Annotated in this window: 12 protein-coding genes; 7 read left to right on the forward strand and 5 right to left on the reverse strand. The window is 48.1% G+C overall.

Annotated features, from left to right (window positions below; translation table 11 throughout):
* Positions 1-221: 221 nt before the first annotated feature.
* From BGP75_RS10905 to BGP75_RS10930, 5 genes are all read left to right on the forward strand, one after another.
* A complete protein-coding gene (locus tag BGP75_RS10905) occupies positions 222-1,196 on the forward strand; it encodes a TAXI family TRAP transporter solute-binding subunit (RefSeq protein WP_076718659.1) in 975 nt (324 codons plus the stop codon).
* A 274-nt stretch (positions 1,197-1,470) separates the two neighbouring features.
* Positions 1,471-4,080, forward strand: a complete 2,610-nt coding sequence (locus BGP75_RS10910; protein WP_143821053.1) for a TRAP transporter permease — start codon at positions 1,471-1,473, stop codon at positions 4,078-4,080.
* Positions 4,081-4,142: 62 nt separating this feature from the next.
* On the forward strand, positions 4,143-4,574 hold the full coding sequence (locus BGP75_RS10915) for a universal stress protein (protein WP_076718661.1): 432 nt from the start codon (positions 4,143-4,145) through the stop codon (positions 4,572-4,574).
* 377 nt (positions 4,575-4,951) lie between these two features.
* The gene (locus BGP75_RS10920) at positions 4,952-5,590 is read left to right on the forward strand and encodes a LysE family translocator (protein ID WP_083704748.1); all 639 of its coding nucleotides are present in this window, start codon (positions 4,952-4,954) and stop codon (positions 5,588-5,590) included.
* Positions 5,591-5,917: 327 nt separating this feature from the next.
* Complete coding sequence (locus BGP75_RS10930) at positions 5,918-6,292, forward strand: hypothetical protein (RefSeq protein ID WP_076718663.1); 375 nt, start codon at positions 5,918-5,920, stop codon at positions 6,290-6,292.
* 143 nt (positions 6,293-6,435) lie between these two features.
* Here BGP75_RS10930 and BGP75_RS10935 read toward each other — a convergent pair whose 3' ends face one another.
* Complete coding sequence (locus BGP75_RS10935) at positions 6,436-6,594, reverse strand: oxidoreductase-like domain-containing protein (protein WP_076718664.1); 159 nt, start codon at positions 6,592-6,594, stop codon at positions 6,436-6,438.
* Positions 6,595-6,811: 217 nt separating this feature from the next.
* Positions 6,812-7,513, reverse strand: coding sequence for a glutathione S-transferase family protein (locus BGP75_RS10940; protein WP_076718665.1), 702 nt, complete (start codon positions 7,511-7,513; stop codon positions 6,812-6,814).
* A 247-nt stretch (positions 7,514-7,760) separates the two neighbouring features.
* On the opposite strand from BGP75_RS10940, the gene BGP75_RS10945 reads away from it, so the two are divergent.
* Positions 7,761-8,672, forward strand: coding sequence for a LysR family transcriptional regulator (locus BGP75_RS10945; RefSeq protein ID WP_083704749.1), 912 nt, complete (start codon positions 7,761-7,763; stop codon positions 8,670-8,672).
* A gap of 179 nt (positions 8,673-8,851) precedes the next feature.
* Here BGP75_RS10945 and BGP75_RS10950 read toward each other — a convergent pair whose 3' ends face one another.
* The 3 genes from BGP75_RS10950 to amrB all read right to left on the reverse strand — a co-directional run bounded on the left by BGP75_RS10950 (position 8,852) and on the right by amrB (position 12,182).
* A complete protein-coding gene (locus tag BGP75_RS10950; RefSeq protein ID WP_198939344.1) occupies positions 8,852-10,621 on the reverse strand; it encodes a DEAD/DEAH box helicase in 1,770 nt (589 codons plus the stop codon).
* A gap of 111 nt (positions 10,622-10,732) precedes the next feature.
* Positions 10,733-11,365 carry an AmmeMemoRadiSam system protein A gene (amrA, locus tag BGP75_RS10955; RefSeq protein ID WP_076718667.1) on the reverse strand — a complete coding sequence of 211 codons (633 nt, stop codon included), beginning with the start codon at positions 11,363-11,365 and terminating at the stop codon, positions 10,733-10,735.
* Entirely contained in the window at positions 11,352-12,182 is an 831-nt protein-coding gene (amrB, locus tag BGP75_RS10960; protein WP_076718668.1) for an AmmeMemoRadiSam system protein B, read from the reverse strand. Before amrB ends, amrA begins: the two co-directional genes overlap by 14 nt.
* 82 nt (positions 12,183-12,264) lie before the next feature.
* On the opposite strand from amrB, the gene amrS reads away from it, so the two are divergent.
* On the forward strand, positions 12,265-13,359 hold the full coding sequence (gene amrS, locus BGP75_RS10965; protein WP_076718669.1) for an AmmeMemoRadiSam system radical SAM enzyme: 1,095 nt from the start codon (positions 12,265-12,267) through the stop codon (positions 13,357-13,359).
* Position 13,360: the final 1 nt, after the last annotated feature.

The following is a 13,360-nucleotide window of genomic DNA, read 5'->3' on the forward strand; positions in this document are numbered from 1 at the left end:
AATCACCATTTGACACCCGCGTTGGCACAGCTGAATAACGGTTTGGCACAAAAGGAGGTGAGCGATTTATTCAATCCTAGCTATCTTAAATAAGGTTATTGTTAGTGGAATAATTTTTGTGGGGCTGGTAACGGCAACCCTCACCTAACATACGGATTTCAGATCCCCCTTAGAAATAGAAATTAAAAAATAGAAACCAAAATCGGGCGAATAAAGAAATGATGAAATTGAACAAACTGGCAAGCTTTGCGCTGTCCGCCACTATCGGCCTTGGGGCGTCCTTTGCTACCCAGGCAGCGGACCAACGTTTTGTGACCATTGGAACAGGAGGAGTGACAGGAGTTTACTACCCGACTGGAGGTTCAATCTGCCGACTAGTCAATAAAACCCGTAAAGAGCACGGCATTCGCTGCAGCGTTGAGAGTACCGGTGGATCTGTCTACAACCTCAATACTATTCGTGCTGGCGAACTGGATATGGGTGTTGCCCAATCTGACTGGCAATACCATGCATACAACGGCACCAGCAAGTTTGAAGACGCAGGCCCTAACCCTGAACTGAGGGCTGTCTTTTCCGTTCACCCGGAACCCTTTACCGTCGTGGCTCGGGCCGACTCAGGCATCAAAAAAATTGATGATCTGAAGGGCAAGCGAGTCAATATCGGTAACCCGGGCTCAGGCCAGCGTGGCACGATGGAAGTACTAATGGCGGCCAAGGGATGGGATAAAGACACCTTTGCGCTAGCCTCTGAGCTCAAATCATCTGAACAGTCCTCCGCCCTTTGCGATAACAAGATTGACGCAATGGTATTCACTGTTGGTCACCCTAGCGGATCAATCAAAGAAGCCACAACATCCTGCGACAGTGTACTGGTAGAAGTCAGTGGTCCAGCCGTCGATAAACTGGTCAAGGACAACAGCTATTACCGCACCGCTACCATTCCTGGTGGCATGTACCGTGGCAGCGATGAAGATGTGAAAACCTTCGGTGTTGGTGCAACTTTCGTTGCCTCGACTAACACTCCGGATGAAGTCATCTATGAAGTGGTAAAAGCAGTGTTTGAGAACTTCGATACTTTCAGAAAACTGCATCCGGCATTCAATGATCTGAAAAAAGAACAGATGATTAAGGATGGTCTTTCTGCGCCACTGCACCCTGGTGCGGCTAAATATTACAAAGAAGCAGGTCTAATGTAATTAGGCAGCATTCCAGGAGATGATCCAAGAATAGCAACTGGAGTACCAGCCTGACTGTTCTTGGACATATACCCTAAAGGGGTGGTCCTTACCTCCCCTTTTTCGTTTTCAGCACCTAAAGAGAGAAAAACGGCATGATGACTGTTGTCATTCAATCACTATTGTTTGCCAAAAAAACCACTATCGCCGTTTAACCACTATACTTTTTAGCAGCTGACATCTGTTTAAAAACCATCAGCTCAGCCCCTGAATTCCTGGGCCAATGGAGCCAATGATGACCCCTTCCCAAGACAATAAAGATACCGACCTGCAGCAAGAAATTCAGGAAATGGTAGCCTCGTCAGACAGTGGCGCCAGAAATCCTGCAGGAACAGCAGGAAAGATTCTTTTTGCAGTACCTCTGTGCTGGGCTTTGTTCCAACTCTGGTATGCTTCGCCCCTACCCTTTATACTGGATTTTGGTGTCATTAATGACACCCAGGCACGATCCATCCATTTAGGATTTGCCATTTTTCTTGCCTTTACTGCCTACCCTGCACTGAAGCGTTCCAGAAGAGATCTGATTCCAATCCAGGATTGGGTTCTGGCGCTGATAGCGACATTCTGCGCCAGCTATCTGTTTCTCTTTTACGACCAACTCGCTGAACGCCCCGGCGCCCCGACAAGCTTTGATATTGGAGTCGGCGTGATTGGAATGGTGCTGCTCCTTGAGGCCACCAGGAGAGCACTGGGGCCACCACTGATGATTGTAGCGGCGGTATTCTTAATCTACACTTTTGGCGGCCCCTATATGCCAGAAGTCATTGCCCATCAGGGTGCCAGCCTGAGCAAGGCTATGTCTCACCAGTGGTTAAGTACTGAAGGCGTATTCGGAGTTGCCCTTGGGGTCTCCACCAGCTTTGTTTTTCTCTTTGTGTTATTCGGCGCACTGCTTGATAAAGCAGGTGCAGGTAATTACTTCATCAAGGTAGCCTTTTCACTGCTGGGTCATATGCGCGGTGGTCCGGCCAAAGCCGCCGTCGTTTCCTCCGGTCTCAGTGGTTTGATATCCGGCTCCTCAATAGCCAACGTGGTGACCACGGGTACCTTTACTATCCCCTTGATGAAGCGTGTCGGCTTCCCCGGTACCAAGGCCGGAGCCGTTGAGGTTGCCGCTTCCACAAACGGTCAGCTGACCCCTCCAATTATGGGTGCAGCTGCGTTTTTGATGGTTGAATATGTAGGCATCTCCTATCTGGAAGTCATTACCCATGCAATTCTGCCGGCAATGATTTCTTATATTGCCTTGATATATATCGTTCATCTTGAGGCGTTAAAAGCCAACATGACCGGCCTTCCCCGCCGTCATAACCCGACGATGGCACAGAGTCTGTTGTCCTTTGTCACCACATTTCTGGGCATCTGCATTGTCTCAGCGGTGGTGTATTACGGCGTGGGCTGGACAAAAGACTTATTCGGCGACACAGCCACCTTTATCCTGGCGGTTTTAGTCATTATCACTTACGTTCTGCTGATCCGTTACTCCGCTAAGTTCCCTGACCTGGAAATGGATGATCCCGAAGCGGAGATACTGGAACTGCCTGAAGTCGGCCCGACGGTTAAATCCGGGCTCTACTTTTTACTACCGATTTTTGTGCTGGTCTGGTGCTTAATGGTCGAACGTTTCTCCCCAGGGCTCTCAGCCTTCTGGGCAACGGTATTCATGATCATTATCGTCCTGACCCATCGCCCCCTGATAGCACTGTTTCGTAAAGAACAGCAACTCTTTCAGTCAGTCAAGCAGGGCTGGCACGAATTACTGGACGGCCTGGTCAGTGGAGCCCGCAATATGATCGGGATCGGTGTGGCAACAGCTGCTGCCGGTGTCGTTGTCGGAACGGTTACCCTGACGGGTATCGGGCTGGTGATGACTGAATTTGTCGAATTTATTTCCGGCGGTTCAGTCCTGTTAATGCTCGCCTTCACCGCGATTATCAGTCTGATTCTGGGCATGGGTTTGCCAACAACCGCGAACTACATTGTTGTCTCTACGCTGATGGCACCAGTGATAGTAAACCTTGGGGCAGAGCACGGATTAATCGTACCGCTGATCGCCGTGCATTTATTCGTCTTTTACTTCGGCATCCTGGCGGACGATACTCCACCTGTCGGGTTGGCGGCGTTTGCTGCGGCAGCTATCGCCCGCAGTGATCCAATAAAAACCGGTATCCAGGGTTTTACCTACGACATACGCACGGCCATTTTACCCTTTATGTTTATCTTTAATACTCAACTGCTGCTGATCGGTATCGATTCTGTCTTTGAGCTGATGTTAACGATATTCAGTGCCATCGTCGCAATGCTGGTATTTGCCGCGGCCACCCAGGGCTTCTGGATGATAAAGAATCGTTGGTACGAAACAATCCTGTTAATTCTGATTGCTTTCTCTATGTTCCGTCCTGGTTTCTGGTGGGATATGGCATATCCACCCACGCTGTTCGAGTCGCCCAGCAACATTAGTGCACTGGCCCAACAGGTACCGGAAGATGGAAGCCTGAAGCTTCAAGTGCAAGGCATGACAATCGATGGAGATGAAGTCAGCAAAGTTGTACTTTTGCCGTTGGGTAATGCAGCCAGTGGTGAAGAACGACTGGAAAGTGCTGGGCTCACTCTGAGACAAGAGGATCAGAAGACCATTGTCGACATGGTCACTTTTGGTAGCCCGGCCCAGGAGCTGGGGCTCGACTTTGACTGGGAGATTCAACAGGTTCTGGTCAACGCCGAACGGCCACCAAAGCAACTGGTATTTATTCCAGTTCTGGCATTATTAGTGCTGCTGGGATGGGGACAGAGACGAAGGAAACTCGCCTCCACACCTGAGGCCTTGACTGAAAAGCACTCCTGACCGCCAGAAACTTATCACTATAAACCGGCTCCTCCAAACGGCGGAGCCAAGGCAAACTCACTATGAGCAAGAACATTCTACTACCCGTCGACCCCCAAGAACCGGAACTGGTTAACAAAGCACTTAACATGGCAGTAACCCAAGCCCGGGAACAAAACGCGACCCTCCATGTATTAACCGTGCTGCCGGGATTTAACAACCCCATGGTTGCTTCTTATTTTCCAGAAGACGCAATGAAACAGGCGCTGAAAACCGCCAGTGAAAAACTGTCATCCTATCTGGAGGAAAATGCTCCATCAGATATTCAGGTGCAACTCCATGCCCAATCTGGAAACCCGTATAAACAAATACTGAAGTTAGCAGAAAAACTGAAAGCAGAACTGATTGTCATACCGAGCCGTAAACGCAACCGTGTTGATCAGGTTCTACTTGGATCAGTCACAGCAAAGGTTGTCGAACGGGCCTCTTGCTCGGTTTTGGTTGTTCGGGCGTAGGCATTCGAGTACTGGCGGTTTTGAGGGTCACATCTATCGGCCCTCATTGATTTTGACCAGAGGCGACGGGCTTTGTTAAATTCTTTAGCCCCCCCCAATAGATATCACACCAAAAAACAAGTATCACCCAGGTGACTGGAGATTGGACCGCTGGACTTCCCTCAGTCGGCTGTCCGGCATAACGGGGTGAAACCACAGAACGTCTTTTCTCGCTTTGGATAGAAAGTATCCTGATCAACGAATCAGATTATGATCAACATGATTCCGCAAGATTGAGTTATCCATTGTTGACTCCCAATAAGGGCGCCGTCAAAATCGCCGCTTCATTACCAGCTTTAAAACCTTTGGCTCTGCTTTATTTTGATAAGGAGTGAACAGTGAATATTGAATTACTATTGATGTATACCATCGTATCTTTCTTTTACGTCATCAGCCCGGGGCCCGCCGTATTTCTAGCCATATCCAACGGGATAAGAGCAGGTATGACCACCGTCGTTCTCTCATCACTGGGCAATATTACAGGGCTGTTCTTGCTGTCAACCTTATCGATTCTTGGATTAGGTGCGCTATTGGCGGCTTCATCAACTCTGTTCTTAATCGTCAAGGTCATCGGCGCATCTTATCTGGTGTATCTGGGCATAAAACAGTTCAGGCTGGCGAAAAAGGCGAAGCTCTCAGTCACTGAACAAACGGACACCTCTCATCGAACTAAAAGTGCCTGTTTTTATGAAGGCTTTCTTCTGGCTGCGACAAACCCTAAACCGATCCTTTTTTTCGCTGCCCTATTTCCCCAGTTTCTGGATCTTAATACATCAATAGTCCCTCAGTTCTTCGCGATGACCGGGATTTTTATGGCCATCTCTTTTCTTTCTCTGTTTAGCTATGGCTATATTTCAAAGTCAGCCAAGAGTCTCTTCGGAAACTCAAAAGGAGTGGCGTGGTTCCATCGTGTTACAGGAGGGCTTTTTGTAGGAATGGGATTCGGGCTCTTACAACTTAAGAGTGCCCAGAACTAAGGAATTCTGTTACCAATATCCAATAACATCACTTGCTGCCTCATTGTCAAAACGATTCTTTGCCAATTGCTATCAGGAAGAGGTTTCTATCGCGGTGCTATACAAACCGAGTCTCTATTATAAAGGTTTAATTGGAGAGGCGATCTATTATATAGTCAGCATGATCATCAGAAAGCCGGAGTGGTATAAGCATGAAGGGCTTATTGGTCAGTTTCTTAAGAATCTGCCCGGAAAGGCTCTTTTGACCGGGTATCCCTAACTAGGCATACCCGATGGTGATCGACAATGCTATATTGACTACGATAATTGCACTAAAGGAACTCTGCTTTGGATAAGTCTCAGTATTTCTACCGCACCGTTGTCATTACCCGAAAAAATAATCAAGTAGCACTCGCTAACATCGACAATCCGCAGGAAACCACTGCTCTGGATGACTGGCTGGGGGTTGTGATCTCTCTGGCAGATGGCGCTCACAATATAGAAGAGCTCATTGGGTACCTGAGAGGTCATTATCCAAACTCTCCACCGCAGGATTTGGAAAAAACCATCGAGTCCGTTATCGACCGGCTCAGTGATGGAAAGCTGATTAAGTTCAGCGAAGAGCCCGTTTCCTTGCCCTACTATCTGTCCTTTCCCGTTGAAGAACTGGATATCGATAAAGCCAAAAAATTAATGCAGGAAGACGGCTATACGCAACATTAATCAAAGCCGACCAGCTAGTTGCCAGATATCTATAAACGTCTAAAAACCTGGAGCATTAATCAGCTGTCTGGAACGCTAGGATAACAGATCAACCTTATCGACGATGGCGGCTGCGGCTGACCATCGTCGATAACCTGTACTACTCAAGACTCAAGCTCAGGCGATTCGTTTTGGTCATTTTTCTGTTGCTCCTTCCAACGCTCCAGATCTTCGTAATAAAAATCCCATACACAGGGGCTACAACCTCCCCCACAGCACTCATGCTCTTCTGGACGATTTGGTTTTGCAGACAAATGGCTCATAGACAGTCCTCAAAAGTAAAATGCGATATATCATAATTTACTCGATCTGCTGCCTCAAAAGATATTATCCTTTAGCCACTCATAACGACATTCCCCCCGAAAAAATGGCATTCTTAACGCAGACTGTTTTTAAACCCGCAACAGCAATAGGCTAATTTGATTAAGGAGCTGTTTCGACCCGAAACTCTCTCAACATCAGGAAATATCACTGTATTCGCTATTGAACACCCAACTGACGTCCGGCACAGTGTTGTTCTGCAATAAGAGAAGAAAGGTAGCTCCCTCGTTTAAGCAGAAATACCGTTAGTTGATCAGCGTAATCAGGGGTAACGGCCTGCGCTACCGAAGGCCGTTCTGCAAGAGTTTTACGCCATTGAGTCAACTTCGGAAAACCTGCAAAAATATCCGTTAACAGGTACGTTTCGATAATATCGAAATATCTGAAGACTGTTCCATAAACAGCATCCACCAGCAGAAACTGATCACCGCTAAAATACCGGTTAGATTGAAGGGTATGTTCCAACTGCTGAAGCCTGGCTGCTATTACCAGAGTTTTTTGTAAAAAAGCGGCCTTATCTGGTGCGTTATACAACCCACCGATATCAGCAAGAAGCGCAGAGCCAAATTCAATCCAGGACCGATGTTGCGCTTTTATCAGCGCTTGCTGGCTATGAAGATCACCCGGAGTAACCTCATTCAAATACTCAGTAATTACCATGGATTCAAACAGCAACTGGTCATCGACCATTAATACCGGCACCCTCCCCAACGGCGAAAGCTTCACAAACCACTCCGGTTTATTCGCAAGATCAATATCGATCCTTTCATATTCCACCCCTTTTTCTTCAAGGGTGATAACAGCACGCTGCACATAAGGGCACAAAGAGTGACTGATTAAGGTATAGCGAGGTCTATTCACAGGTTTCTCCTTCAGAGATCCAGAGGGATGGATAATTGTTGCCAGCAGTTCGTTGACTTCTGTTCCCGTTACCGTTGTTTAGTTACCAGAGCGCTGGAAAACCAACCAGAAAATTCACAGGTAAAGCATACTCCTTGCAAACTTGCCGTATAATTAGCGATTTATGAAAATAAAATTTGCAATAATGCAAACGACTAATCGAGTAACCCGTTATTTAACACCCACCCTATTAAAACAATGAGCTGAAATGATGGACTGGAACGCCCTCAAGACCTTTCTTGCAATCGCTCGTAATGGCACCCTTGCAGGCGCAGCAAGAGAATTGAATGTAAACCACTCGACAGTATTCAGACGCTTGAATACGCTTGAAGAAAGCTTTGGCTGCCGACTGTTTGAGCGGCTCAATGACGGTTACCAGCTAACCCCTGTGGGTGACAGCCTGATTGAACGCTCAGAACAAATCGCAAATTCCTTCGACGATCTGCAACGACTATTATCGGGTCAGGACAGCCGCCCCTCAGGCTCGGTCCGTTTAACCGCACCGGAGAACATCGCATTTCACTACCTGCCCCGGTACCTTGCCCGGTTCCGCCAGCAATACCCTGAAATAGAAGTTGAACTTGTTATCAGCAATCAGGATTTCAACCTCAGCAAAAGAGAAGCAGATATAGCAATTCGTGCAACCAATAACCCACCAGAGCACTTAGTTGGACGAAAACTCGGTGAAATTCCCTGGTCACTTTATGGGAGCCAAAACTACTTTTCAGGTATAGCCCCAGAACAGGAAAACGACCCTTTATTCCCGAATTCCAGTAAACAACTGCAAGGACACCGGCTAATCGGAGCCGATGGTGAACTCTGTCGCCTGCCCGGGTTTCGCTGGTTACAAAAACACTACGCTGACCAGATAGTAACCACCGGAAACAGCCTGGTAGCCATGTCATATCTGGCAGAAGCAGGCCTGGGACTGGCACTGCTGCCGGATGACCAAAACCGAAACGGTCTAAATCGATTATTTCCGCTTGAACAAGCTCAAAAAAGCCACCTTTGGATACTCACCCACCCGGATTTGCGCCACGTCCAACGCGTACAGCTATTAATGAGACATATGATAAATTCAATATCAAAAGAGCCAAGACTGGGATTTGTTAACAAATGACAGGTAGTGGAAGGCAAGCTTGCAGAGATTGTCAGGGATTAATGCTGAAACAGCCCCATTTCCCAGTCTTCATTCAGTTCCCGTACCTCATTCAAAGTCCTGAAGACGTACATATTCAAAATCTAATCGTGGTAGGTGCAGCTATACCGTTCGATATTGAAGGATGAGTATCGACGGCTCTACTGCTGATTAGCCCGCCGATAGCGCCCTTCATAGTCGAAGAGTTTTTCCTGGATGGTCCAGAATGGCCCCTTCTTTCTAGCCACTATAAAATCCGGGGCTCGAAAGAGTGTTTCCGCCGCGACAATCTGGGCGACGTTTTCGACTTTAAGCCGGGCTTCGGTGTTTCGCAGATGCTGTCTTATAAAATGGATAAAGAACGCGCCTTTCTGGGCCTGGGTATCCAGATTAAAATACTCCGCCAGCTCCGTACCGTCCTCGTCATGGTAAATCACTTTCAGCTGAGGTCGTCCATTTTTCCCCTGGCGTGATTCCAGCGTCATACCCGCACAGCGCAATACCAGAGCGTCTTTAAGGGCCAGCGCCTCTTTTAACTTGGTGTCTGGATCGATAATCACGCTATCACAATGGTGGCAGCGACGGGCGGCTATATCATTTTGCCCATGACAGTGGTCACATTCTTTAAAGCGAAACCGGTAATCGCACTGCTGCCTTTTACCCTTCCCAGATAATTCATCGTCATCGCCAATAATCCCCTGACAACGCCTGCCATAGTGTTCAATCAGTTCTCCATCTAGATCTTTTTTTCCCCAAAAGGTGTTGGCAAATCCGCATTCTGGACAAAAAACCATCACCGGCTCGGAGTCTGATGCCGGTTTGTTGGTCCCTATTTCCGGGGCATAAAGGTCATAGTTGTTACCGGCGAATTCCAATACCAGGCAATCGGTTTTTCCGGGACTTAATCTCAGGCCGCGACCAATAATCTGCTGATACAGGCTGATTGATTCAGTGGGCCGCAAGATGGCGATTAAGTCCACATGGGGGGCATCAAATCCGGTGGTCAGCACTGCAACGTTGACTAAATACCTTAGCTGCTTCTGTTTGAATGCCTGAATCAACTGGTCTCGTTGTTTTCCTTCTGTTTCTCCCAGAATCAATGCGGCTTCACCATCGGGTAAATAGGTCAGGATCTCTCTGGCATGATCAACAGTGGCAGCAAAAATCATCACGCCTTGCCGGTCTTCAGCCTGGGCTATTACCATTGAAATAATCATTGCGGTAGCCCGACTCGCAGCGCCAACAACGCGGTTAAGATCCGCCTCCTGATAGCGCCCCCCCATACCCGGTTTGCAACTGCTGAAATCATACTGGGCAACAGCTCCATCTATTAGCTCAGGAGTAGTCAGATAGCCCTGCTTGACCATCAATCTCAGTGGTAATTCGAAAATGCAGTCGGTGAAAAAACAATCCGTATCACCTCGAACAATGCCATGGTAGTGGTAACGATAGATCCATCCCAATCCCAGCCGATAGGGGGTAGCGGTTAAACCAAGAATTTTCAGATCAGGGTTGTATTGTCGTAAATGCCCAATAACCCGCTGATATTCTGATTCTGTTTGCGGCGAAATTCGGTGGCATTCATCAATCACCAGTAACGTAAAACCCTGTTTAAAGTGCTCCAGGTTTCGAGCGACAGACTGAACACTGCCAAACACCACCTGCTGCTCAGCTTCTTTCCGCTTTAAACCAGCGGAGAAAATACTGGCCTTGTTGCCATAGGCTTCGTACTTGCCATGGTTTTGCTCAACCAGTTCCTTAACATGGGCCAGCACCAATACCCTTCCCCGCGCTAACTGAGCCAATTGAGCGATCACCAGGCTCTTTCCTGCTCCTGTCGGCAGAACAACAACAGCCGGATCACTTCCTTTACGAAAATGCTCAATAACGGAGCGAACTGCGTCTTTCTGGTAAGGGCGAAGTTCAAACATCAGCGCAGTCGTCTCAGTGATCCACAAAGGAGGGAAATTAAGCGCTAATTATACGAGTTCAGCAGAAAATAAATACTGAGAAAAATATCCGGAAAGTTAATTATCGGAAAGTTAGATAAACGATGCTTTCGGCGGCTGTTGCTCTTCCATTGAAAAAACATGGTATCGATGCCACCGAATCTGATCAGACCAGTAATCTTTTGTCAGCCCGGCCTTTAGCTTCAACTGCTCTACAAATCTCGCAGGATCAGGTAACTTATCCCAGACCTGGGGTAAAAAGGTCGCTCGATGAGTTCCACTTTCCATCCATAAACCGTCAATACCCGGCCTGAGCTTCTGCAACAGCTCCCCTTCATCGGAAACCTCAAAACTCTCCATCGGCGACAGCACTGAGATTTCAATACAAATACTGTCAAACTCCTCTCTGGAAAGGGGAGAAAAGCGAGGATCACAGAATGCAGCCTGATAGCTGTAGTAAGCCACAGCATCCAGCAATGATTCGCGAGGTTCCAATGTGCCAATACAACCCCGTAATTGCCCGCCAATCGTAAGGGTGACAAAACAGGCACCCGGAGCCAGGAGTTGCGGGTCGATATTTGACTTATCAGGATCAAATGACTCTCCAATGGTTAATCCATGCCGAATGGAAGCCCGAGCCTGACCGAGTAATAACGCTTGTTGATCCGCAGAGTATTCAGGCTCGCTTGCATAATCAGTCCCGGCTGAGCACTCAGAAGACGGCATAGGAACCATACCCCACAACCCGACTTTTTGAGCCTGTTGTATCACCCGAGTTTCTTAAGTCCAGCAGCTCAATATTCAGCTTACGCTGCTTCAACTCTCTCAGCAGTCCATTTAAAGGATAACAACCGCAGGCCTGCTCTCCCATTAAGGGTTCATGAAGTGCACAGATTAGATCACTGGTCGACCGATCCAGATGCTGAGCTTCTGGGTAGTCGTGAAAATGACTGAGATCGGTACTGACGACAATGAGTGTTTCTTTATTTCCCCAGAGTCGTTGAATCACTTCCGCCACCTGTGATGAACGGCTGGGTCCGACAACCAATGGCAGCAGCGCAAAGTCATCTAACACTCGTTGCAGAAAAGGAACCTGTACCTCCAGACTATGCTCCTGAGCATGTGCTTCAGGCATTACCTGAACTTGAGGCAGATCTTTCAGTAGCGACACTGATTCCAGATCAATAGGAACATCCCCCAGTGGCGTACGAAAATACTGACAGCCAGGCAACGCCAGGCCTTGGAACGGATAGTGATGAGAAGGCCCTAAAAGGATTACTCGATTAATACTATCGGCATAAGGACGCAGCAGGTTGTAACCCCTTGCAGCAACGCCTCCTGAATAGATATAACCGGCATGAGGGACTACCAACGCCTTTGGACAAGTACCCTGGGCAGGGTTTTCCGCTAATTTTATATCAATTTCATTCTGCAGTATCTGGCGATCAGCTGGATAAAACATCCCTGCCACAACGGGCTCTCTAACGGATTTTGATGATCCTGATTTCGACACTCCTGCAATTGGCGCTCTTGAAGTCAACATAATGGAAGCCCTCTGTTGTCTTATAATTATAGATGCAGCGAGTAGAAAGCCTATTATTAAAACCAGCATTGGATAATTTGCTATGCCGACCAGCCCACAACAACAGTTTCCGACACGATACTGGCATAAACTGGACGACGGTCGGGTTCAGTGTGATGTATGCCCGCGAGCTTGTAAACTGCGAGACGGACAAAGAGGGCTCTGTTTTGTAAGAGGATGCGAAGCTGGGCAGATCTTTCTGTATACCTGGGGGCGCTCCAGCGGTTTCTGTGTTGATCCTATTGAAAAAAAACCGTTAAACCATTTCCTACCAGGATCACCCGTACTTTCTTTTGGGACAGCCGGTTGCAACCTGGCCTGTAAATTTTGCCAAAACTGGGATATGAGCAAATCCAGAGAAATGGATACTCTGGCCGATGAGGCTCACCCGGAGGAACTGGCGCAAGCCGCTGAAAAACTAGGCTGCCGTTCTGTTGCTTTCACCTATAACGACCCGGTCATATTTATGGAATACGCGATTGATGTTGCCAAGGCCTGCCATCAAATGGGTATCAACAGTGTCGCAGTCAGTGCCGGTTATATCTGCGAGGAGCCCAGGGAGGAGTTTTACCGTTATATTGACGCTGCCAACATCGATTTAAAAGCATTCTCTGAGCGTTTCTATAAAAAGATCTGCGGCGGAGAACTGGCAGCTGTGCTGGAGACGCTTAAGTACCTGAAGCATGAAACCAATGTCTGGTTTGAACTGACCACGTTGCTGATTCCCGATGAAAATGATTCCGACAGGGAACTTAATGATATGACGGCCTGGATCGTCGATAACCTTGGGGTAGAAGTCCCCATCCATTTCAGCGCCTTCCATCCGGATTGGAAAATGCAGGACAAACCCCGCACTCCGGCTGACACCTTAACCCGTGCTCGAAAGATAGCGATGAAAAATGGCATTCGCTATGCGTACACAGGCAATGTGCATGACCGGGATGGAGGGAGCACTTTTTGCCATAGCTGCGGAGCCTTACTCATTGAGCGAGACTGGTATCAACTGGGCCATTGGGGTCTCACTGATACCGGTTGCTGCCAACAGTGCCAAAGCCAACTGCCGGGGGTTTTTGACGGGCCTCCCGGAAGCTGGGGCGCCCAACGCTTACCCATCAGACTTTCTTCAAGTGCTCGATAAT

Source organism: Motiliproteus sp. MSK22-1, from assembly GCF_001968815.1.
Classification (GTDB): Bacteria; Pseudomonadota; Gammaproteobacteria; order Pseudomonadales; family Balneatricaceae; genus Motiliproteus.